The organism is Qipengyuania sp. L-5Y (genome assembly GCF_056859455.1).
Window position 1 is genome coordinate 517,223 of record NZ_JBSXOM010000031.1, and the last position, 19,643, is coordinate 536,865.

The 19,643-nt window shown below is 60.9% G+C and carries 23 protein-coding genes; 16 read left to right on the forward strand and 7 right to left on the reverse strand.

What is annotated here, in order from left to right; genetic code table 11:
- Nucleotides 1-23: 23 nt before the first annotated feature.
- Nucleotides 24-785, forward strand: a complete 762-nt coding sequence (locus AC13F2_RS13370) for a siderophore-interacting protein (protein WP_482965477.1) — start codon at nucleotides 24-26, stop codon at nucleotides 783-785.
- 70 nt (nucleotides 786-855) lie between these two features.
- Here the strand turns inward: AC13F2_RS13370 and AC13F2_RS13375 are convergent, their stop codons facing one another.
- The 3 genes from AC13F2_RS13375 to AC13F2_RS13385 form a co-directional block, all read right to left on the reverse strand.
- Nucleotides 856-1,761: an OmpA family protein gene (locus AC13F2_RS13375; RefSeq protein ID WP_196846517.1), complete on the reverse strand. Its 906-nt coding sequence runs from the start codon at nucleotides 1,759-1,761 to the stop codon at nucleotides 856-858.
- 255 nt (nucleotides 1,762-2,016) lie between these two features.
- A complete protein-coding gene (locus AC13F2_RS13380) occupies nucleotides 2,017-3,582 on the reverse strand; it encodes a cryptochrome/photolyase family protein (protein ID WP_482965478.1) in 1,566 nt (521 codons plus the stop codon).
- Nucleotides 3,583-3,616: 34 nt separating this feature from the next.
- Entirely contained in the window at nucleotides 3,617-4,213 is a 597-nt protein-coding gene (locus AC13F2_RS13385; protein ID WP_482965479.1) for an FMN-dependent NADH-azoreductase, read from the reverse strand.
- Nucleotides 4,214-4,293: 80 nt separating this feature from the next.
- Here AC13F2_RS13385 and AC13F2_RS13390 point away from each other — a divergent pair, with 80 nt between their 5' ends.
- Nucleotides 4,294-4,680, forward strand: a complete 387-nt coding sequence (locus AC13F2_RS13390; protein WP_103024824.1) for a winged helix-turn-helix transcriptional regulator — start codon at nucleotides 4,294-4,296, stop codon at nucleotides 4,678-4,680.
- Here the strand turns inward: AC13F2_RS13390 and AC13F2_RS13395 are convergent.
- Complete coding sequence (locus AC13F2_RS13395; protein WP_482965480.1) at nucleotides 4,677-6,842, reverse strand: primosomal protein N'; 2,166 nt, start codon at nucleotides 6,840-6,842, stop codon at nucleotides 4,677-4,679. The genes AC13F2_RS13390 and AC13F2_RS13395 overlap by 4 nt on opposite strands.
- 65 nt (nucleotides 6,843-6,907) lie before the next feature.
- On the opposite strand from AC13F2_RS13395, the gene AC13F2_RS13400 reads away from it, so the two are divergent.
- The 10 genes from AC13F2_RS13400 to AC13F2_RS13445 are packed head-to-tail and all read left to right on the forward strand — an operon-like array spanning nucleotide 6,908 to nucleotide 16,157.
- Nucleotides 6,908-7,603 carry a DUF4197 domain-containing protein gene (locus tag AC13F2_RS13400; protein ID WP_482965481.1) on the forward strand — a complete coding sequence of 232 codons (696 nt, stop codon included), beginning with the start codon at nucleotides 6,908-6,910 and terminating at the stop codon, nucleotides 7,601-7,603.
- A 45-nt stretch (nucleotides 7,604-7,648) separates the two neighbouring features.
- Complete coding sequence (locus AC13F2_RS13405; protein ID WP_482965482.1) at nucleotides 7,649-8,494, forward strand: sugar phosphate isomerase/epimerase family protein; 846 nt, start codon at nucleotides 7,649-7,651, stop codon at nucleotides 8,492-8,494.
- Nucleotides 8,491-9,150, forward strand: coding sequence for a fructose-6-phosphate aldolase (gene fsa, locus AC13F2_RS13410; protein WP_475209474.1), 660 nt, complete (start codon nucleotides 8,491-8,493; stop codon nucleotides 9,148-9,150). The genes AC13F2_RS13405 and fsa overlap by 4 nt, the downstream gene beginning before the upstream one ends.
- Nucleotides 9,151-10,974: a cobaltochelatase subunit CobT gene (cobT, locus tag AC13F2_RS13415; RefSeq protein WP_482965483.1), complete on the forward strand. Its 1,824-nt coding sequence runs from the start codon at nucleotides 9,151-9,153 to the stop codon at nucleotides 10,972-10,974.
- Nucleotides 10,975-11,247, forward strand: a complete 273-nt coding sequence (locus AC13F2_RS13420) for a hypothetical protein (RefSeq protein ID WP_482965484.1) — start codon at nucleotides 10,975-10,977, stop codon at nucleotides 11,245-11,247. It begins immediately after the preceding gene.
- Nucleotides 11,244-11,918: a nitroreductase gene (locus tag AC13F2_RS13425; RefSeq protein WP_221597704.1), complete on the forward strand. Its 675-nt coding sequence runs from the start codon at nucleotides 11,244-11,246 to the stop codon at nucleotides 11,916-11,918. The genes AC13F2_RS13420 and AC13F2_RS13425 overlap by 4 nt, the downstream gene beginning before the upstream one ends.
- A 26-nt stretch (nucleotides 11,919-11,944) precedes the next feature.
- Nucleotides 11,945-13,390 carry a cysteine--tRNA ligase gene (gene cysS / locus AC13F2_RS13430; RefSeq protein ID WP_482965485.1) on the forward strand — a complete coding sequence of 482 codons (1,446 nt, stop codon included), beginning with the start codon at nucleotides 11,945-11,947 and terminating at the stop codon, nucleotides 13,388-13,390.
- Nucleotides 13,378-13,698 (forward strand): DUF559 domain-containing protein, encoded by a 321-nt coding sequence (locus AC13F2_RS13435; protein WP_158246665.1) that lies wholly within the window; start codon nucleotides 13,378-13,380, stop codon nucleotides 13,696-13,698. Before cysS ends, AC13F2_RS13435 begins: the two co-directional genes overlap by 13 nt.
- Nucleotides 13,699-13,735: 37 nt before the next feature.
- Entirely contained in the window at nucleotides 13,736-14,674 is a 939-nt protein-coding gene (locus AC13F2_RS13440) for a D-2-hydroxyacid dehydrogenase (RefSeq protein ID WP_482965486.1), read from the forward strand.
- Between the two features lie 49 nt (nucleotides 14,675-14,723).
- Nucleotides 14,724-16,157 carry an aldehyde dehydrogenase family protein gene (locus AC13F2_RS13445; RefSeq protein WP_482965487.1) on the forward strand — a complete coding sequence of 478 codons (1,434 nt, stop codon included), beginning with the start codon at nucleotides 14,724-14,726 and terminating at the stop codon, nucleotides 16,155-16,157.
- Nucleotides 16,158-16,179: 22 nt separating this feature from the next.
- Here the strand turns inward: AC13F2_RS13445 and AC13F2_RS13450 are convergent, their stop codons facing one another.
- Together AC13F2_RS13450 and AC13F2_RS13455 are read right to left on the reverse strand one after the other, a co-directional pair.
- Entirely contained in the window at nucleotides 16,180-16,533 is a 354-nt protein-coding gene (locus AC13F2_RS13450; RefSeq protein ID WP_482965488.1) for a hypothetical protein, read from the reverse strand.
- The gene (locus AC13F2_RS13455; RefSeq protein WP_482965489.1) at nucleotides 16,523-16,741 is read right to left on the reverse strand and encodes a hypothetical protein; all 219 of its coding nucleotides are present in this window, start codon (nucleotides 16,739-16,741) and stop codon (nucleotides 16,523-16,525) included. The genes AC13F2_RS13450 and AC13F2_RS13455 overlap by 11 nt, the downstream gene beginning before the upstream one ends.
- A 139-nt stretch (nucleotides 16,742-16,880) precedes the next feature.
- On the opposite strand from AC13F2_RS13455, the gene AC13F2_RS13460 reads away from it, so the two are divergent.
- The 3 genes from AC13F2_RS13460 (at nucleotide 16,881) to AC13F2_RS13470 (ending at nucleotide 18,780) form a co-directional block, all read left to right on the forward strand.
- On the forward strand, nucleotides 16,881-17,570 hold the full coding sequence (locus AC13F2_RS13460) for a LexA family transcriptional regulator (protein WP_482965490.1): 690 nt from the start codon (nucleotides 16,881-16,883) through the stop codon (nucleotides 17,568-17,570).
- A gap of 142 nt (nucleotides 17,571-17,712) precedes the next feature.
- The gene (locus tag AC13F2_RS13465) at nucleotides 17,713-18,048 is read left to right on the forward strand and encodes a hypothetical protein (RefSeq protein ID WP_103024812.1); all 336 of its coding nucleotides are present in this window, start codon (nucleotides 17,713-17,715) and stop codon (nucleotides 18,046-18,048) included.
- Between the two features lie 90 nt (nucleotides 18,049-18,138).
- Nucleotides 18,139-18,780 carry an MBL fold metallo-hydrolase gene (locus tag AC13F2_RS13470; protein ID WP_196848128.1) on the forward strand — a complete coding sequence of 214 codons (642 nt, stop codon included), beginning with the start codon at nucleotides 18,139-18,141 and terminating at the stop codon, nucleotides 18,778-18,780.
- A 29-nt stretch (nucleotides 18,781-18,809) separates the two neighbouring features.
- Here AC13F2_RS13470 and AC13F2_RS13475 read toward each other — a convergent pair whose 3' ends face one another.
- Complete coding sequence (locus tag AC13F2_RS13475) at nucleotides 18,810-19,208, reverse strand: MAPEG family protein (protein WP_103024811.1); 399 nt, start codon at nucleotides 19,206-19,208, stop codon at nucleotides 18,810-18,812.
- A gap of 242 nt (nucleotides 19,209-19,450) precedes the next feature.
- Here AC13F2_RS13475 and rpmF point away from each other — a divergent pair, with 242 nt between their 5' ends.
- Nucleotides 19,451-19,630 (forward strand): 50S ribosomal protein L32, encoded by a 180-nt coding sequence (gene rpmF / locus AC13F2_RS13480; RefSeq protein WP_067464131.1) that lies wholly within the window; start codon nucleotides 19,451-19,453, stop codon nucleotides 19,628-19,630.
- The last annotated feature ends 13 nt before the right edge of the window (nucleotides 19,631-19,643 follow it).

Consider the following 19,643-nt stretch of genomic DNA (forward strand, 5'->3'; position numbering starts at 1 on the left):
ATGATTCGCATTAACTAAAGGCGATGAGCACGAGACCAAGCCCGCGAACCCTTACAGTCCAATCCAGCCAGCGCCTGTCCCCATCGATGATCCGCATCACGCTGGGCGGCGATGAGCTAAGAGACTTTCCCACCGGCTTTGTAGGCGGTTATATCAAACTCATCCTGTCGCCACCGACTGCGACATCGAAAGCGGTTATACGAACCTATACGATCCGCCATCAACGCAGCGATGCGATCGACGTCGATTTCGCATTGCATGGAGGAGAAGCCGCAGGACCAGCGACACGCTGGGCGCTGTCGGCAATGCCGGGCGATACCGTCCTGGTCGGAGGGCCGGGATTGCCCAAGCCCCTGCCGGAAGGTCGCGACTTCTATCTTGTCGCCGGTGATATGACTGCTTTGCCAGCCATCTGCGTCAACCTTTCTGCTCTTTCTGCGAATGCTCGGGGATTAGCCGTCATCGAGATACAAGATGAGGCAGACCGACCGGACATCATCGCTCCCGAAGGCGTGCAGATCCGTTGGCTTATCAATCCGGAACCGGGACGGCATCCCGATCTCTTGGTCGAGGCGCTGCGATCGATCGGGCAGCCTGAAGGAAAGCTCGCCGCGTGGGCAGCGTGCGAATTCACCTCCATGCGGAAACTGCGCGATTACCTGCGCGGCCAGATGGGCCTTGGCGGGGACGATCTTTATATCTCGAGCTACTGGAAGCACGGACTGATCGAAGACGAACACAAAGAGATCAAGCGGGCGGATGCAGATGCTCAGCTGGTATCCTGACTGCATGAACGACCGATAGAAAAAGGGCGGACCGTGAGGCCCGCCCTTTTCGCTGAAAGATCGGTTCGGATCAGAACCCGGAACCCATCCCGTCTACACTCTTGCTGACGAGGATGTTGACGGCAACGCGGCGGTTCTGCGCTTTGCCGGCTTCGGTCGTGTTATCCGCCGCAGGATCCGCCTCGGCCATGCCGGTCGGCGTCATCATGCGATACGGGGCCCATTTGCATTCCTGCTGGAGGAAGTTGACCACGCGCGCCGCGCGCTTTTCGCTGAGTTCCTGGTTGAACTCGTAATCGCCGGTCGAATCGGTGTAGCCGACGACAAGGAGCAGGGCGTTCGATGTTGCATCTGCCTGGCCAGCGGTCTGACAGAGTTCGGCCCGCGCCGAATCCGACAGGGCGTACTTGCCCGTGTCGAAATAGACGTTGGTGACGCCCTTCACGTTGTATTCGTCGATATTGGCGACCCGGCCACGCAGAGCCTCGGTGGCGGCTTCGTTGGAAGCAAAGCGCTGATCCGTTCCGTTGTGGATCATCCGCGCCGTCTTGAGGTCCTTGCTCTTGAGCGCGACCTTGGTCGCGATCAGACCGCGATTGGCCCATTCGACCGTTTGGACTTCAACAGGCAGACCATTCAGGAGATCTGCAGGGGGCAGGGTATCCTTGTTAAGGCCGAGGAAACCGCCGCTGCTGCGGATTTCAGTCGCCGGGCTGATCGCTACGATGGTGCGCGCGCCATCGACAGTGGTCACCTGCATCTTGTCGTCCGTGCGGGCGGAAATGACGCCTTCGACGGTCGGGCCATCGGGCATGCCGGACAGATCGCTGGGAGTGGTGCCGGTGACAGTGGTTAGAACTTCACCTTCCTGACCATCCTGCGGTGCGATTTCTTGTGCGTAGACACTACCGGTCACGGGCAGAGTCAGTGCGGCAATTATGGCCAATGTCTTCGAACTTTTGGAAATGGCAGTCATAATCTTCTCCTTAAACCGTCAACCGCATGTGCCATGTGCCCGGACCAAACCTGTCCGATGCACCCCCTCCGTTAAGCATATGCGGGCAAATGAGCCCCCTTTGTCCATCATCAATCACATGCGGCACACGGCCGCGGGTCGGCACCGGTGTGCAGGTCGACCTTATGCGCAAATGAACGTCCCCCCATTTGTCTCCAAACGAGTCGTCAATCTGACCTCAATATGCGGTGAAGCGACGTTCAGGCGGTCGCAGCGTTAACCATCTTCGCGCCGGGCCCAGCCCGAACCGGCCGGAGTCAGTGTGTCGAGGAAGCGATCTGCACTGCGCAGATAGTCCTGCTGCTTTTCAGACCCCATCCGATCCCAATTGGCGTAAATCCGGCCGATCCGCCGGTTCTTTTCCAGCCGGTCACGGTGCCGGTGCATAAAGTGCCAATATAGCGGGTTGAACGGGCATGCGCCTTCGCCGGTCTTCTTGTTCGGCGCGTATGCACAGCCCGCGCAATAATTGCTCATCTTGTTGATGTAGTTTCCGCTGGCGGCGTATGGTTTGGACGCGAGCTTCCCACCGTCGGCATAAAGGATCATGGCCGACACATTGGGCAGTTCGACCCATTCGTAAGCATCGGCATAAACGACAAGGAACCAGTCCTGTACGTCGCGCGGAGTTATACCCGCGAGCAATGCAAAATTGCCCAGCACCATCAGGCGCTGGATATGGTGCGCATGCGCGTTATCGCGTGTCGAACGGATACAGTCGGCAAGACAGGCCATGTCGGTTTCGCCTGTCCAGTAGAATTCGGGCAGCCCCCGTTGCGCATTGAGTTCATTGGCAGTCTGCAAATGCGGCATCTGGTTCCAATAGAAACCGCGCACATATTCCCGCCAGCCGATGATTTGCCGGATGAAGCCTTCCACCGAATTGAGTGGCGCCTTGCCGTCACGATAGGCTTGCTCGGCGCGATGGCAGAGATCGAGCGGGTCGAGCAGACCGAGATTGAGGCTGGTGGACAGCATAGAGTGAAACAGGTCGTCCTCGCCCGCGAGCATTGCATCCTGATAGGGACCGAAGCATTCGATCCGTTCGGCGAAAAACGCGTCGGCAGCGTCTTCTGCTTCCTCGCGCGTGACGGGCCATTCGAATTTCTCGAGGCTGCCGAAATGATCGCGAAATCGATCTTCGACCAGTTCGATGACCTGCTGTGTGATCTGGTCTGGTTCGAACTTCGGGCGTTCCGGCGCGGCAAGGCCTTCCTTAGGTGGCTGGCGGTTTTCGCTATCGTAGTTCCATTCTCCGCCTTCGGGCCTGTCCCCATCCATAAGCAGGCCGGTCTTTCGGCGCATTTCGCGATAAAAGAACTCCATCCGCAATTCGGTGCGGCCTTCGGCCCATTCATCGAATTCCGGCTGGGGGCAGATGAAGCGGTCGTCTCGCAGGATCTCCACGTCGCAGGGAAATTCATCGGGCCATTGTTCCATATCCTGGCGGACCCGCCATTCGCCCGCTTCCACGACCCTGATCAGGCGCGGTGCATGGTTTTCGACCGCGCGGGCCAGCTCGCCAGTAAAGCTGCCCGCATTGTTCTTGTCGTCGAGCTTGACGTAATCCACCGTCCAACCAGCTTCGCGCAACTCGTCGGCGAAGTGGCGCATGGCTGAAAAGATCAGGGCGATCTTCTGCTTGTGATGTTTGACGTATGTTGCCTCGTCCCAGACCTCCATCATCAGGAGGACGGTGTCGTCCTTGGCGCACCCACGGATCGACGCGATTTGGCGACTCAGCTGATCGCCGAGTATGGGAACGAGAACGGGGCCGGGCATTGCCGTTTCAATGCCCGGCGTCCGTCTTGGTGCCTCAGAGTTTTGCGATCGTTTCTTTTGCCGCTTCCATTCCGGCGGCGATCGCGTCCGGACCGAAGCCGGCTTTTTCGACGCGCACGAAATGAAGGTCGTCGACCCCGATGAAACCGAAGAAAGTCGTCAGCAGGCTTTCCTGGTTTTCCGCCATTTGATCGTTGGAATATTCGCCGCCACGCGCCGATGCGATCACGACCTTGCGCCCGCCCGCCAAGCCTTCCGGTCCAGCTTCCGAATATTGGAACGTGACGCCGGGCACGCCGAGGCGATCGAGCCATGCCTTGAGCTGCGAGGGGATGGTGAAATTGTACATCGGCGCACCAACGATCACGATGTCGCTCGCGAGAAATTCGTCGAGCACGGCGCGCTGGTCGGGATAGGCAGCCGCGACGGCTTCTTCATGCGTTTCGGGCGCGGTGCGGATCGCCTTGGTGGTGATCGGGTCGATGTGGGCGAGCGGTTCTGCGACGAGATCGCGGGTGACGAGAGTGGCGTCGGGATGTTTGGCCGTGAAGTGAGCGACCAGCTCGTCGGTCAGCTTGCGGCTGATCGATTGATCGCCGGTGGTCGAACTGTCGATGCGAAGGATTTGCACTATTGAAACTCCGTAGTTACTATCGATAACTTGGAGGCTATATGGAAACTACAACCCGACTTGCACAAGAAGGCACTTTTGTGTCCGATAGGGACACCGGTGTAACCCTTGAAGTTCACGACGCGCCGCAATGTACGGCGGTGAACGACATTCTCGCCCGTGTCGGGGATAAATGGTCCGTGCGCGTGGTGATGGCGCTGACCGAGGAATCGCGCCGGTTCAATGAATTGCGGCGCGAAATTCCCGGTATTTCCCAGCGCATGCTGACCCGGACGCTGCGCGGGCTGGAGCGGGACGGGCTCGTCAGTCGCGCAGTGACGCCGACAGTGCCGCCCCGTGTCGATTACGCGCTGACCGCGCTCGGCAAATCCTTGTGCAACCCGGTCGCCCAGCTCGGCAATTGGGCTATCGCCAACATCGGCAAGGTAGAAGCCGCTCGCGCCGTGTTCGACAGCGAGCAGGATTAGACGAAACTGTAAGGATCGATATCGACCGCTACGCGCACGCCTGCGGGGTGATCGACCTGTGTCAGCCACCGCCGTATGACGTGCTGTAGTTGCACACTGCGACGGGCATTGATGAGAAAACGATAGCGATAGCGCCCGCGCAGCAGGGCCATGGGGGCAGGGGCCGGTCCCAGGATCATGCAGTCCGCCACATCCGGCCGGAAAGCACCAAGGCGATTGGCCGCCTCACGCGCTTCGCCGTCGTCTTCCGACGATATGATGATTGAGGCCCAGCGACCGAACGGCGGAGCGCCGGCCTCGCGCCGCATTTCGGTTTCGGCAGAATAGAAAGCGTCCCGGTCCCCCGCAGCGAGTGCGGCAATCACCGGGGCCTCGGGATGGCGCGTCTGGATCAGCACTTCACCCGGCTTTGAACCGCGTCCGGCACGCCCGGCCACCTGGGCCACCTGCTGATACGTCCTTTCGCCTGCACGCAGATCGCCGCCCTCCAGCCCCAGATCGGCATCGACAACGCCGACCAGCGTCAACTCGGGGAAATGGAACCCCTTGGTGACCAGCTGTGTACCGACGATCACGTCGATTTCACGCGCTTCGACCGCAGCGATAAATTCTGCGGCACGGCCCGGTGAATTGAGCGTGTCCGACGTGGCCACGAATACGCGGGCCTGCGAGAGCCGTTCGGCCACTTCGTCGGCAATCCGTTCCACGCCCGGGCCGCAGGCGACGAGGCAATCGGGTTCGCCGCATTCGGTGCAGGCTTGCGGTGCAGGCGCCTCGTGCCCGCAATGGTGGCAGGCCAGCCGGCGGGTGAAGCGATGCTCGACCAGCCAGGCGCTGCAATTGGGGCATTGATACCGGAAGCCGCAATTGCGGCACAAGGTCAGCGGTGCATAGCCGCGCCGGTTCAGGAACAGCAGCGATTGTTCGCCGCGCTCCAGCCTTTCCTCGATCCCGTCGACCAGCCGCTGCGCCAGCCACATGCCATGAGGCGGCTTTTCTTCGGTCAGATCGATCAACTCGATCGCCGGCAATTCCGCGCCGCCAAAGCGGCTGGGTAGATCGACCTTCTCGTAAATCCCGCTTTTTGCCATCTGAAGGCTTTCCAGCGCGGGGGTGGCGCTTGCGAGAATGACGGGCACCTTTTCGAAATGGCCGCGCATAACGGCGACATCGCGCGCATTGTAGCGCACCCCGTCTTCCTGTTTGAAACTCGTTTCATGCGCTTCGTCAACGACGATCAGCCCCAGCTTTGCGAAGGGCAGGTACAGGGCAGAGCGGGCGCCGACCACCACCTGCGCCGAGCCTTCGCAAACCGCGCGATAGGCGCGCCTACGTTCGGTCGATTTGAGCGAGGAATGCCACAGGATGGGGGCGGCGCCGAAGCGTTCTTCGAACCGGTGGAGGAAGTTCTCGGTCAAGGCGATTTCGGGCAGCAGCACAAGCACCTGCCGCCCCATGCGCAAGGCTTCCGCCACAGGTTCGAAATAGGTTTCCGTCTTGCCCGATCCGGTGACCCCATCGAGCAGGAACGGTGCGAAGTCGCGCTTGCGCACCGCAGCGGAGAACACGTCGGAGACCGCTTGCTGCTCGTCGCTCAGATCGACCTGTACGAAATCCGGGCGTGCGGTGTCGTAAGGCCGGTCGCAATCCACCTCGACAGGTTCGAGGACGCCCTGATTGACCAGCCCGCGCAGGACTCCTTCGGACACGCCTGCAATGCCCGACAGTTCGCGGATATTGGCCTGCTCACCGTCCAGTGCGTCGATGGCTGCCTGGCGCTGGGGCGTCATGCGTTCCGGCAAGCCGCCGGTGAGGCGATATTCGGTCATCGTCGCCGGGCCCTTCAGCGCTCCCCCTGACGACAGCGCCATTCTTGCCACCCCGGCGAGAGAGGCGACGTAGTAATCGGCTGTCCATTCGATCAGGCGGCGCAGAGGGGCCGAAAGCGGCGGGACGGGTAGTATGCCGCGTAGCGGTCGCAGCTTTTCGGCCGGAACCTCGGTACCCGGCAGCCGTTCGGCCTCCCAGACGATTCCGATGACGGTCCGCGGCCCGAGCGGGCATTCGACCACCGATCCGGGTTCGACCCTCAATCCTTCCGGCACCTTGTAATCAAGGGGCCCCAGGGCAGCATTGAGGACAAGGCAGCGCACGCGGTTCATCGCTCGGCCATATGGGCGGCGCAAGGCTATGGAAACAAGGGTGGGACGAAATGAGGACCAACAATATGAACGATATTCTCGTGAAACCCACCGGGCGACGTGCCCTGCTGGGCGGCATGGCGGCATCGGGCGGGCTGCTTTTGCTGCCGGCCTGTACGTCGGTGCCGCGCTTCAGTCTCGTCGATGCCGTGCAGCGCATGCTGTTCCTGTCGAGCGAGCGGGCCTTCGCACGCATGCTGCAGGCCGACGGGTTCTGGGACCAGCAGGTTGCGCAGGTCGGTTTCAGAAATCTGCTGGGCGCCCGCGGGGATGTCCTGTCGCGGATACTGACCTCGGCCCTGTTCAAGGACCGACTGGACCGCGCGTTCGGCGACATCGCCTATGAAGGAGCAGCGCGGGCCGCGCCGCTGGTTTCCGACGCCGTTCGCGTAGTCGGTATCAACAATGCCCTAGACCTGGTGCGCGGCGGGCCGACGGCGGCGACCACGTTCCTGCGCGGTTCGATGGGGGCCACGCTGGTGGAAGCGATGGTGCCGGAACTGGGCGAGGCGATACGAATTTCGCAGGACCCCCTGGTCGGCGAACTCATCCAGGGACTGACGGGTATCGATTTTGCTGGCGCGACCAATCGTTTCGCGACCAGTCTGGACAACACGATCTGGCGCGAAATCGGTGCGGAGGAAGCGGCGATCCGCCGTGATCCGAGGGCGACACGTGATCCCCTGATCATCGGCGTGTTTGGAGCCGCTGCGCAATATTGATCTAGACGGCTGGGCGCGCGGGGCTGGGAATGGCATAGAACATCCATGCGAACCCTTCTCGCCGCTTTCCTTCTGGGCACCACAGCCTGTAGCACACCTGTGGTCGAGCCCGGCCCGATCGTCGGCGCGCAGCTTTACACGGTGCGTGAAAGCATGTCGGCCAATCCTCTCGCAACGCTGCGTCGCGTTGCCGATCTGGGGTATCGCGAGGTGGAAATTGCCGGGACCTTCGATGCCAAGCCCGAAGCGATTTGCCAGCAAGCGCGTGCGCTGGGAGTGCGGGTTGCGGCTGTGCATGCAGACTGGCAGTTGCTGCGTACGGATCCGGCGGCTGCAATCGCGGAAACCAGGGCGCTATGCAGCGATACACTCATTCTCGCCTGGTTGCCTGAAGATCAGCGGCAAACCTTGGCTCAATGGCGCGACTGGGTGGAGCATTTGAACCTGATCGCCGACCTGGCAGAGCGGGAAGGCGTGCGGATCGCGTATCACGCCCATGATTTCGAGTTTGCAGAGTTAGACGGGATCCGGCCCATCGATCTGCTCATGGACGAGCTCGATCCGCGTATCGGCTTCGAACTGGACACATACTGGCTGGCGTATGCGGGCGAAGATCCTCTGCGTTTTCTTCAACGGCATGCCGATCGGGTCACCCATCTTCATCTTAAGGATATGGCGGGTGACGGAAGCATGGCCGATGTGGGCGAAGGCACGCTGCCGCTGGCTCAAATCATCATTCAGGCGCAGCGACAGGGTGTGCGACACTTTCTGGTCGAGCGCGACGATGCATCCGATCCGTGGGCCAGCCTAGCCGCAAGTCTTGACTCGCTGCGCGCTATGCCCTTGCAGCAGGACACAACTTCAAACGCCTTCCGGAGCGCGAATCCATGAAATTCTTCGTCGACACTGCCGACATCGCCGACATCAGGGAAATGGCCGACACCGGCCTGCTCGATGGCGTCACCACCAATCCGTCGCTGATCGCAAAGTCGGGCCGCGATTTCATGGAAGTAACCAAGGAAATCTGCGACATCGTGGATGGGCCCGTGAGTGCCGAAGTCGTCGCGCTCGATCACGACACGATGATGAAGGAAGCGGAAACGCTGCGAAAGATCGCCGACAATGTCTGTATCAAGGTTCCGCTGACGATCGACGGCCTGAAGACCTGCAAGAAGCTCACCAGCGACGGCACACAGGTCAACGTAACGCTGTGTTTTTCGGCTAATCAGGCGCTGCTCGCAGCCAAGGCCGGCGCGACCTTTGTTTCGCCCTTCGTCGGGCGGCATGACGATAACGGCTTCGACGGCATGGAGCTTATCGCCGACATTCGCCAAATCTATAACAACTACAGTTTCGGCACGGAAATTCTCGTCGCCTCGGTTCGCAACCCGGTTCACGTGCTCAAAAGCGCGCTGATTGGCGCCGATGTCGCTACAATGCCGCCCGCCGTCATCAAGGGTCTGTTCAAGCATATCCTGACCGACAAGGGCATCGAGGGCTTCGTCGCCGACTGGGCGAAGACCGGTCAAAGCATTCCGACGCAGTAAATGACCGACCAGACGCCCCTCGACCGTTTCAAACAGGCGCTGACGAGCGCGTCGCGCGCGCTCGCGAACGAGCCTGAGGTCGAGGTGGCGTGGAGCGCGGATGCTCCTGCGCAATCGGGCAAGAATTTTCGTGTCCCGCTGCCTGGCCGAAATCTGCCCCGCGATCAGGCGATCGAGGCGCGCGGTTTCGCTGACAGCTTCGCGCTGAAGCTGCGCCATCATAACGAGGCGCTTCATAACAAGGGCGCGCCGCCAGAGCCCATCGCACGCGCTTGTTACGATGCCGTCGAACAAGTTCGCTATGAGGCGATCGGTTCGACCCGCTATGCAGGCATTCGCGATAATCTGAATTCGGCAGTAAAGCTCCGTACGGCATCGGATCCGATAGTGCGCGCGGACGAAGCGAAAGACGTGCCGCTTCCCACGGCGCTGTCGCTGATGCTGCGCGAGGCTTTGACCGGCGAGGCGATCCCCGAACGGGCTCAAGCGGCCGTCGATCTGGTTCGAGACGATATTCTTGCAAAGATCGGCACCGATATGGACGGGCTCGCCGATGCTCTCGACGATCAGCGCGCCTTCCAGGATCTGACGCTCGATATGCTGCGGCATCTCGACCTTACCCTTCCCGATAGTCCCGAACCGACCGATGCCGAAGATGGCGAGGACGAGGAAGGCGAAAAACCGGAAGAACAGGATACCGACGAGGAAGACGAAGGCGGGGCCGAACCGCAGGCTGCCGATGCGCGCAGCGAAGTCACCGACGGTGAGGCGGAAGGCGATGCCGATCAGGATGTCGATGGCGAGCAGGAAATGGCCGACGGCGACCCTTCGGACGACGGCGAAGAAGGCATGCAGCCCGTCCGGCCAAATCGGCCATGGACCGATCTTCCCGATACTTTCGAATACAAGGCCTATACCGAGAAATTCGACGAGATCGTCGAAGCACCGGAACTGTGCGACAACGAAGAACTCGACCGGTTGCGGACCTATCTCGACAGCCAGCTCGCCGGATTGCAGGGCGTGGTCACACGTCTAGCCAATCGCCTTCAGCGCCGCCTCATGGCGCAGCAGAACCGCAGCTGGGATTTTGACCAGGAAGAAGGCCTGCTCGATGCCGCGCGTCTGACGCGGGTGGTCGTCAGCCCCGGTCACGCGCTTAGCTACAAGATGGAGCGCGATACCGAGTTCAAGGACACGGTCGTCACGCTGCTGATCGACAATTCGGGTTCGATGCGTGGGCGGCCGATTTCCATTGCCGCAATCAGTGCCGACATACTTGCGCGCACGCTCGAGCGGTGCGGCGTGAAGACCGAAATTCTGGGCTTTACAACCCGCGCCTGGAAGGGCGGTCAAGGTCGCGAGATGTGGCTGGCCGATGGGCGGCCTGCCAATCCCGGTCGCCTCAATGATCTACGGCATATTCTCTACAAGAAGGCGGATGAGCCTTGGCGCCGTGCGCGCCGCAATCTCGGCCTGATGATGCGCGAAGGTCTGCTGAAAGAGAACATCGACGGCGAAGCGCTGCTCTGGGCGCACGACCGCCTGCTGCGCCGCCCCGAGGACCGCCGCATCCTGATGGTGATTTCCGACGGTGCGCCGGTCGACGACAGCACGCTCTCGGTCAATCAGGCGGGCTATCTCGAAGGCCATCTGCGCAAGGTGATCGACTGGATCGAGAAACAGTCGCCGGTGCAACTGGCGGCCATCGGGATCGGCCACGACGTGACCCGTTATTACAAGCGATCGGTGACGATTATGGATGTCGAGCAGCTTGGCGGGACCATCATCGAGCAGTTGGCGGATTTGTTCGAGGTGGACGGCTGAATGGATTGGACGCTAGCACTCACCGGCATGCTAATAATTATTTGGTCTTTATCCGGTCTTTGGCGGCCTGAGAAAAATATCGCTAGCGTAGAAGTGTGGCGGAAGAGGCTGAACGAATTAAAGGCCGGTGCGTCCGAAAGCTATTTTGAAGAACGGCGGCAATTGGAGGCGTATCCTCCACCAGAACATGCAACAATCACAAAGTTACGTGCTGTCAGCCTTGTGGGTATGAGCATTGGGGCAATACTGATCGTGATTTCAGCATTCAGATGAACGTCACCGAAGCCGTTCAGTCGCGCCGTTCCGTCCGCGCATTTCTCGACACGCCTGTCGAGCGTGAAATGCTGGCACGTATCCTAGAAAAGGCGCAGCGTTCACCGTCGGGTGGCAACACCCAGCCGTGGCACGGCATCCTCCTGACCGGCGATCCGCTGCAAAAGTTGTTCGACCGGATTGCGGAGGAATTTCCCAAGGGCCGCGCGGCGCATGCGCCCGAATATCACGTCTATCCCCCCGAACTGGATGGCGCCTACGAACAACGCCGCCGCGGGGTGGGCGAAGATATGTACGGCGCGCTCGAAATCTCCCGTGAGGAGAAGGCCAAGCGCCTGATGTGGTTCGCACGCAATTTCCAGGCCTTCGGGGCACCCGTATTGATGCTGGTCCACACGCCGAAATACATGGGGCCTCCACAGTGGAGTGATATCGGTATGTGGCTGCAGACCATCGCCCTGCTGCTGCGCGAGGAAGGCCTCGATTGCTGCTTCCAGGAAGCCTGGGCGGTCTATTCGCCGCAGATCCGCGAAGTGGTCGACATTCCCGAAGACCACATCTTCTTCTGCGGCATGGCAATCGGCTACCGCGATACAGAAGCGCCGGTGAACAATTTCGACGTCAAACGCGCCGGGACCGACGAGAGCGTGCGCTGGGAGGGTTGGCAGTAGGCGTGCCGCCACCTAATGCGCGTTTCATGACCGACGCGCCCCTGAAGCTGTTCAATTCGCTCACCCGCAAGCTGGAGGAATTCCGGCCCGTTCACGAGGGGGAAGCGCGCGTCTACAGCTGCGGGCCGACGGTCTACAACTACCCCCATATCGGCAACATGCGGGCCTATGTCTTTGCCGATGTCCTTGGCCGCACACTGAGCTGGAAGGGCTACGAGCTCACCCACATCATCAACATCACCGACGTGGGTCATCTGACCGATGATGGCGATGCGGGCGAAGACAAGATGGAAAAGATGGCTGCGGCCAAGGCGCAGTCGATCTGGGACATCGCCAAGCATTACACCGAAGCCTATTGGGCGGACGTGAAGGCGCTCAACATCCGCGAGCCGGCCAAGTGGTCGGTGGCGACCGATTACATCGACGAGATGATCGATTTCGCAAAGGGCATTGCCGACAGGCATTGCTACGAACTCGAAACCGGCCTCTATTTCGACGTGTCGACAGTCGCCGATTACGGGAGGCTTGCTCGCGCGGTAACTGAAGAGGGCGAGGGACGGATCGAAACGGTAGAAGGCAAGCGCAACGCTGCCGATTTTGCGATCTGGCGCAAGACACCTGCGGGCGAGACACGGCAGATGGAATGGGACAGTCCGTGGGGGAAGGGCGCGCCCGGCTGGCATCTCGAATGCTCGGTCATGGGCGAAAAGCTGCTCGGCTTCCCCTTCGATATCCATACCGGCGGCATCGATCACCGCGAAATCCATCACCCCAACGAGATCGCGCAGAACCAGGCCTTCTGCGGTTGTGGCGGGCTCGACGTGGCGACCCATTCGGGCGCGAAGATCTGGATGCACAACAACTTCCTCGTCGAACGGTCGGGGAAGATGTCGAAAAGCTCGGGAGAATTCCTGCGTCTGCAATTGCTGATCGACAAGGGCTACCACCCGCTCGCCTACCGCATGATGTGCCTCCAGGCGCATTACCGCAGCGAGCTGGAGTTTTCGTGGGAGGGGCTTGGGGCCGCCCTCACGCGGTTGAAGCGGATCGTCATGGCGGCGGAAAAGCTGCAGAACGCGCCCTTAGGCGATCCCTCGCACCTGAAATTTGCAGCCCTGCGGGACAAGTTCGCGGCCGCCATGTCGGACGATCTGAACACGGCGGTCGCGCTGGTCGCACTGGAAGAAACGCTGGCGATGAAAAAGGTCGATGCCAGTGTAAAGCGCGCTGTCATCGAAGAGATGGATCAGGTCCTGGGACTGGGCCTGTTCGACCTGACCCGCACAGATCTTCGCATCCGCCCCAGCGATGCCCGGATTACCGAAGCCGAGATCGAGGCCGAACTGTTCCGCCGCAAGGAAGCGCGCGTAGCCAAGGATTTCGCTGCGTCGGACGCGATTCGGGAAAGTCTTGCAGACAGTGGCGTAGAGGTTATGGATGGCGATCCTCTCGGATGGGAATGGAAGCTTTGACGAAGGCCGATCCGCAAGCACTCCTGTGGCAACATTTGAAAGACACGCCGCAGGGCTTGTTTTTCGTCCGCGACCATCCGGCAGAAGATTTCGTTCTGCCGTTCTATTGCGAAGAAGCGCATCTCGCCATCGAAGTGGATGACGATCCGTTCCGCCCACGGGACGATGCCGCGCGCGAACGGTGGCAGGATCGGCACAAGGTCGACATCATGCAGGTTCCGCCCAGCCACGTGCTGCGCAATGCCGGCGAAGTTGCGGAAGCAATCCTCGACATCGCTACCCGTCGCAAGGAACGGTTTGCGAAATAGTTTCTGAGCGGCAATGACAGGCGTCGAGGAGAAATCGATGACCAAAGCCGCCCTGTCCGCCATGATCCGCCCACTGGTCGAACCGCGCCTTCCCGAATGGGTCGAGCCGCTGTGGTTCACCAGCAAGGAACAGGCGCTGGATTTCGCGCCGCAGGCAGCGATCGGCTGGTTCGATCTCAACGAGAAAGAACCGATGATCGAAATTGCCCGGGCGGCGACCAACCTCAAATGGTTAAATTCGATCTATGCCGGGCTCGACTTCATGCCTCTCGACGTTCTGAAAGAACGCGGTGTGGTCGTCACCAACGGGGTCGGCATCAATGCCATCACCATCGCCGAATATGTCGTCATGCTCATGCTATCCCATGCCAAGGGATATCGCGATGTGGTGCGGGCGCAGGATCGTCATGAATGGCTGCGTGACAGTCCGGGCAAGCGGGAATTGTCGGGCGAGCGTGTGCTTCTGCTCGGCATGGGCGCCATCGGTTCGCTGATCAAGACACGCCTCGAAGCCTTCGACATGACGGTCGTTCCCGTGCGCCGTTCGGGTGCCGACGGTGCGCTTCGTCCGGGCGAATGGCGCCAGAAACTGGGCGAATTCGACTGGGTCGTGCTGGCCCTGCCATCCACCCCCGAAACGAAGCATATGATCGGCGCGCTGGAACTTGCTGCAATGCGCCCGAACGGTGTGCTGGTGAACATTGCGCGCGGCGATGTCGTCGATCAGGAAGCACTGGTCTCTGCCCTGAGGGAAGAAAAGATCGAAGCGGCGCTGCTCGACGTGACGGATCCCGAACCACTGCCCGAAGATCACCCCTTGTGGGAACTTGGCAATGCGCAGGTCACCATGCATCTGTCGGGCAGAGCGCAGACGAAGATGTTCCAGCGGTCCGCCGATCGCTTCATCGAAAACCTCGAACGCTGGCACAAGGGCGAACCCGTCCAGCCGCAGCTCGACCTCGAGCTCGGCTACTGACGGAACGCTCCCGCTTGTCGCGCCGTTGATGCTCCGAACAGGAGATCACATGCCCAGCCTCAAGGAAACCTACCCGCTCTATCTGAACAACAAGGCGCAGCAGCCGAACACCGATCTCGAGGTGACGGACAAGTTCACCGGCAAGGTCGCCTTCCGGACCGCCCTGGCGACGCCCGAAATCATCGATCAGGCGATCGCGGGGGCGGTGCAGGCCACGGAACCGATGGCGAAGCTCGCCAGCTACGAACGGCAGGCGGTGCTGCAGCACTGTGTCGATCGCTTCAAGGAACGCTTTGACGAGCTGGCCTATGCCCTTTGCGTCGAAGCGGGCAAGCCGATCAAGGACAGCGAAGGCGAAGTCACGCGCCTGATCGACACGTTCCGTATCGCGGCCGAAGAATCGGTGCGGATGTATGGCGAAGTCATGCCGCTCGACATTTCCGAACGGGCGAAGGGCTATCAGGCGATCTGGAAACGCGTTCCGGTCGGGCCCTGCAGCTTCATCTCGCCATTCAATTTTCCGTTGAACCTGGCTGCACACAAGGTTGCCCCCGCCATCGCCGTGGGCTGCCCGTTCGTGATGAAGCCGGCCAGCATGACCCCGCTCGGTGCCATCATCATGGGCGAAGTTCTGGCGGAAACGGATTTGCCGGAAGGGGCCTTCTCGATTCTGCCAGCCCATCGCGACGGCGCCGGTATGTTTACCGAAGACGAGCGGCTGAAGCTGCTCAGCTTCACCGGCTCGCCTGCCGTCGGCTGGGCGCTCAAGGCCAAGTCGGGCAAGAAGAAGGTGGTGCTCGAACTCGGCGGGAATGCAGCGGTGGTCGTCGACCGGGATGCCAATCTGGATGACGCGCTGGAACGGATCATCTTCGGCGCTTTCTATCAGAGCGGGCAGAGCTGCATCGGCGTGCAGCGGATCATCGTTCACGAAGACGTGTACGACCGTTTCCGCGATATGATGGTCGAGAAGACCAAGAGTCTTGTCGCGGGCGATCCCAAGGACCGCGATACCTTCATCGGGCCGATGATCTCGGAAAAGGAAGCGAGCCGGCTCAAGGGATGGATTGACGATGCCATCGACGGCGGCGCCTCTCTGCTGACCGGCGGCGGCTGCAAGGGCAACATGCTCGAAGCCACGCTGCTCGAAAACGTGCACAAGGATGCCAAGGCGCTTAACGAAGAAGCCTTCGGCCCGCTTGCCATTCTCCAGAAATTCTCCGATTTCGACGATGCTCTGGCAGAGGTTAACCGAAGCACGTTCGGTCTGCAGGCGGGCATCTTCACGCGGGACCTGTTCAAGATGTTCGACGCCTGGGACCGGCTCGAAGTGGGCGGTGTGGTTATCAACGACGTGCCCAGCTACCGGGTGGACAACATGCCGTACGGCGGTGTGAAGGATTCGGGCTTGGGCCGCGAAGGGATCAAATTCGCCATGGAAGACATGACCGAAATCAGGAACCTCGTCGTCCGCCGAAACTGACCCCGTCGCGTCGCCGGACGGATCAACTCTCCTCCAGCAACAGCAGTTCGCACTGCACCACCAGCCGTGGCTCGGGTAGCAGCCGATGCTCGACCTCGAGTATCGCTGCGTCCGCCACGATCTGGCCGGGAATGGCAAATTCGTGTTCTGGCAGTTCTGCGACGAACATTTCGCCAGTCGCGACGACGTCCGCTCCTGCGAAAACAAGCTTGAGCGAATGGCGGGTGCCAGCGAAGGTTATGCTCGCCCATGCTTTCTCCGTATGGGTGAGTACTACCCCGTGGCCGCGATGCAGTTCGGCCAGAGCCTTGAGGACACGATCAGCAGCCGTCCGACGGGGCCGGGGCGATTTGGCTGAATTGCCTTCAAGCAACATGGGCAGTCTCCTGGGCGGCGGGGGTGACGGTGCGGGCAGCTTCGAAGCCTGCCATGAACCCGCGGATGCGTTGCTCGGTGCGGTCGCGCGGCTCGCGACCCATCCGCAAATCGAGCACGAATCGCGGGTCCTGAATGGCCAGTCGGCCGAATTTGGTGGCCGGCATTTCGTGCTGCCGGAGGAATTTTTCGACGGATCGGATCAGCATGCGAAGGCTCCCGGTAGGCTGGTCTGACAGACGAATCGCTCGCCGTGTTCCGCATTTGTTCCAACCGAATTCCTACTTGTCTAGGAAAAATACTATAGTATAGGATTTTTCCGCGACCCAACCAACAAGGAGGCCGGTCATGGACTTTGTCGAACCGCTCGATCGGTACGAGCCCGAGGAACGCTATGCCCGCGCACGATTGCGGGAGATCATTCGTGAGAAGGGTCACAGTCTGTCGGCCCTGGCCCGCCTGATCGGGCGTAATCCGGCGTATCTGCACCAGTATGTCGGTCGTGGGAGCCCCCGGCATTTGGACGAGCCGGACCTGATGAAGATTGCCGAATTCCTGGGCGTCGATCACGAGGTGATCGCCACGCGGGAGATCGTCAGGCCGCGCTCCTCGCGAATGCAGGACTCGGGCGATACTGAAGGCTTCGTGCAGGTGCCGCGCCTGCCGTTGGAGGCTTCGGCCGGGCCGGGTGCCTTCAGTGCAGAGGAAATTTCCTATGACGCCTTTCAGTTCTCCCGCCGCTGGCTGCGCGAGATGGGGCTGGAGGGCGCCGACCTGACCGCTATCCGGGTCGAAGGCGACAGCATGGAACCGCTGCTACGTTCGGGCGACGAGATCTTCGTCGATCGCAACAAGCGGGGCGGTGAGGGAGTGTTCGTGGTCCGCATCAGCGATGCGCTTCACGTCAAGCAGGTCCAGTCCCGCGGTCCCGGCGACATCGCACTGATCAGCGCCAACGATGCCTATGCGCCGATTGAACTGGCGCGCGAGGAAATCGAGGTCATCGGTCGGGTCGTGTGGAAGGGAGGCAGACTTTGACCCTACGCCGAAATCCTCGGTGGATCGCAGTGCCTAGGGCGGCGAGCATGCGCAAATGGAACAAACGCTGGGTGACGACGTAACTTCCATACTCCTGGCGCTCTGGTGGATGTGGCAGGGACATCACACGAGGAGACATCGTATGCGCAAGGCTCTACTTCCCATCGCTATCGTCGGCGCACTGTCGCTGTCCGGTTGCGCAAGTTACGGCCTCGGCGGAATTGGCGGCGGCTCGGATGGCTACGGTTCCGATTACGGATATGGCTATAATGGTCGCGACGATTTCGAACGCGCCGCTGTCAATGCCTGCGGGCGTGAAGCTTCGCGCTATGGGCGAGTTTCGATCAACTCTGTCAATCAGGAAAGCCGCGATAGGGTAGTGGTCACCGGGCGTATGGAAACGCGCCGTGGCGATCGCGATCGCTTCGGCTGCACCTTCGACAGAAGCGGTCGGATCACCGATTTTCGTCGCCTCTGATACGCGGGCGGCAATGGCAATGTGCGCTTGCAAAAGGGTAGGCGCGCAGCCATTTCAGCCCGCATGACCGACACTGCAAGTAAGCCCCCGATGAAAGCCGGTATCGTCCCGGTCACCCCTCTGCAGCAGAATTGCTCGCTGATCTGGTGCACTGCGACCAACAAGGGCGCGCTGATCGATCCGGGCGGCGATCTGGACAAGGTGAAGGCCGCCGTGGCCAAGACCGGTGTCGAACTGGAAAAGATTCTCATCACTCATGGTCATATCGACCACTGCGGCGAAGCCGGGGTGCTGGCCAAGGAACTCGGCCTGCCCATCGAAGGGCCGCAGGAAGCTGATCGTTTCTGGATCAGCCGCTTGGATGATGATGGCGCAAAATACGGCGTCAACGGTCAGGTTTTCGAACCCGACCGCTGGCTCGAAGATGGCGACACCGTTACTGTGGGCGATCTGACGCTGGAGGTCATCCACTGCCCCGGCCACACGCCCGGCCACGTGGTTTTCTTCCATCGCCCCAGCAAGTTTGCCGTCGTCGGCGACGTTCTCTTCCAGGGCAGCATCGGGCGTACGGATTTCCCCATGGGCAATCACCAGGACCTGATCGATGCGATCACGCAGAAGCTCTGGCCACTGGGCGACGATGTGACCTTCATCCCCGGTCATGGCCCCACCAGCACATTCGGGCAGGAACGCAAGACCAACGCCTTCGTCAGCGACTACGCGCTTTCCTGATACTTTGCCGGGCCCCGGCCTGCGCAATCCTACATCACGCCAAGCACGATCAGCACGGCTACCGCCGCCAGCCCGAGCTGTGTCAGCATCGTCACGATCGTCCCGATGGAGCGACCTTTGCCCAGCGTCCCGCCGTCCATTCCGAAACCGTGGGCGACACGGCCCAGCATGTAGATGGCAACCACCCAGGCCAGCCAGGGATTCCCGCGGCCCGCCAGCTCTATGCCCGCCACCAGCACCAGTACGAAGGCCGTATTCTCCACGAAGTTTAGCTGCGCCCGCATGCGGGCGGTCAGCGGGCCGCCGTCATCGTCGCCGACGGAAATCTTCGTCGCCATGCGCATCTGGCCCACGCGAATGCTCAGCCAGAGATTTATGATTGCCGCTGCTGCAGCCGCAGTCAGTGTAACCGGCAGGATAACGCCCATGCTTGTCCTTCCCTTGCGATCTCTCCACCGGAGACCCATCTGGGGTGCTAGGGTGATGGTTCGCGCCGCGCAATGCCGATCAGGCAGCGAGACGGGTTGCATCCCCTGTGAATTTCGCTATAGCGCGCGCCTTCACCGCCACGGTCGGGATATTCGGGTTCACGCGCTCTTGTGCGGTGCCGGACCATCCCCTAGGGCGGCCACCGAAATTGATTGAAATTGTTTGAGGAACAGGTGCCGCCATGGCCGTCCCCAAGAGGAAAGTATCGCCCCACCGTCGCGGCAATCGCCGTGCGCATGATTCGCTCAAGGTTGAAGCGCATCACGAGTGCTCGAACTGCGGTGAACTCAAGCGTCCGCACAATCTGTGCCCGCACTGCGGCTACTATAACGGTCGCGAAATCATCGCCGTCGGTCTTTAAGACCGTCAGCAAA

Bases quoted from the DNA above. Each gene is read 5' to 3' on its own strand.
- AC13F2_RS13450 (WP_482965488.1), bottom strand. From the start codon at position 16,533: ATGTTGCTTGAAGGCAATTCAGCCAAATCGCCCCGGCCCCGTCGGACG.
- AC13F2_RS13445 (WP_482965487.1), top strand. From the start codon at position 14,724: ATGCCCAGCCTCAAGGAAACCTACCCGCTCTATCTGAACAACAAGGCG.
- AC13F2_RS13375 (WP_196846517.1), bottom strand. From the start codon at position 1,761: ATGACTGCCATTTCCAAAAGTTCGAAGACATTGGCCATAATTGCCGCA.
- rpmF (WP_067464131.1), top strand. From the start codon at position 19,451: ATGGCCGTCCCCAAGAGGAAAGTATCGCCCCACCGTCGCGGCAATCGC.
- AC13F2_RS13455 (WP_482965489.1), bottom strand. From the start codon at position 16,741: ATGCTGATCCGATCCGTCGAAAAATTCCTCCGGCAGCACGAAATGCCG.
- AC13F2_RS13400 (WP_482965481.1), top strand. From the start codon at position 6,908: ATGAACGATATTCTCGTGAAACCCACCGGGCGACGTGCCCTGCTGGGC.
- AC13F2_RS13475 (WP_103024811.1), bottom strand. From the start codon at position 19,208: ATGGGCGTTATCCTGCCGGTTACACTGACTGCGGCTGCAGCAGCGGCA.
- AC13F2_RS13470 (WP_196848128.1), top strand. From the start codon at position 18,139: ATGAAAGCCGGTATCGTCCCGGTCACCCCTCTGCAGCAGAATTGCTCG.
- cysS (WP_482965485.1), top strand. From the start codon at position 11,945: ATGACCGACGCGCCCCTGAAGCTGTTCAATTCGCTCACCCGCAAGCTG.
- AC13F2_RS13405 (WP_482965482.1), top strand. From the start codon at position 7,649: ATGCGAACCCTTCTCGCCGCTTTCCTTCTGGGCACCACAGCCTGTAGC.
- fsa (WP_475209474.1), top strand. From the start codon at position 8,491: ATGAAATTCTTCGTCGACACTGCCGACATCGCCGACATCAGGGAAATG.
- AC13F2_RS13380 (WP_482965478.1), bottom strand. From the start codon at position 3,582: ATGCCCGGCCCCGTTCTCGTTCCCATACTCGGCGATCAGCTGAGTCGC.
- AC13F2_RS13420 (WP_482965484.1), top strand. From the start codon at position 10,975: ATGGATTGGACGCTAGCACTCACCGGCATGCTAATAATTATTTGGTCT.
- AC13F2_RS13425 (WP_221597704.1), top strand. From the start codon at position 11,244: ATGAACGTCACCGAAGCCGTTCAGTCGCGCCGTTCCGTCCGCGCATTT.
- AC13F2_RS13395 (WP_482965480.1), bottom strand. From the start codon at position 6,842: ATGAACCGCGTGCGCTGCCTTGTCCTCAATGCTGCCCTGGGGCCCCTT.
- cobT (WP_482965483.1), top strand. From the start codon at position 9,151: ATGACCGACCAGACGCCCCTCGACCGTTTCAAACAGGCGCTGACGAGC.
- AC13F2_RS13465 (WP_103024812.1), top strand. From the start codon at position 17,713: ATGCGCAAGGCTCTACTTCCCATCGCTATCGTCGGCGCACTGTCGCTG.
- AC13F2_RS13435 (WP_158246665.1), top strand. From the start codon at position 13,378: ATGGAAGCTTTGACGAAGGCCGATCCGCAAGCACTCCTGTGGCAACAT.
- AC13F2_RS13440 (WP_482965486.1), top strand. From the start codon at position 13,736: ATGACCAAAGCCGCCCTGTCCGCCATGATCCGCCCACTGGTCGAACCG.
- AC13F2_RS13460 (WP_482965490.1), top strand. From the start codon at position 16,881: ATGGACTTTGTCGAACCGCTCGATCGGTACGAGCCCGAGGAACGCTAT.
- AC13F2_RS13370 (WP_482965477.1), top strand. From the start codon at position 24: ATGAGCACGAGACCAAGCCCGCGAACCCTTACAGTCCAATCCAGCCAG.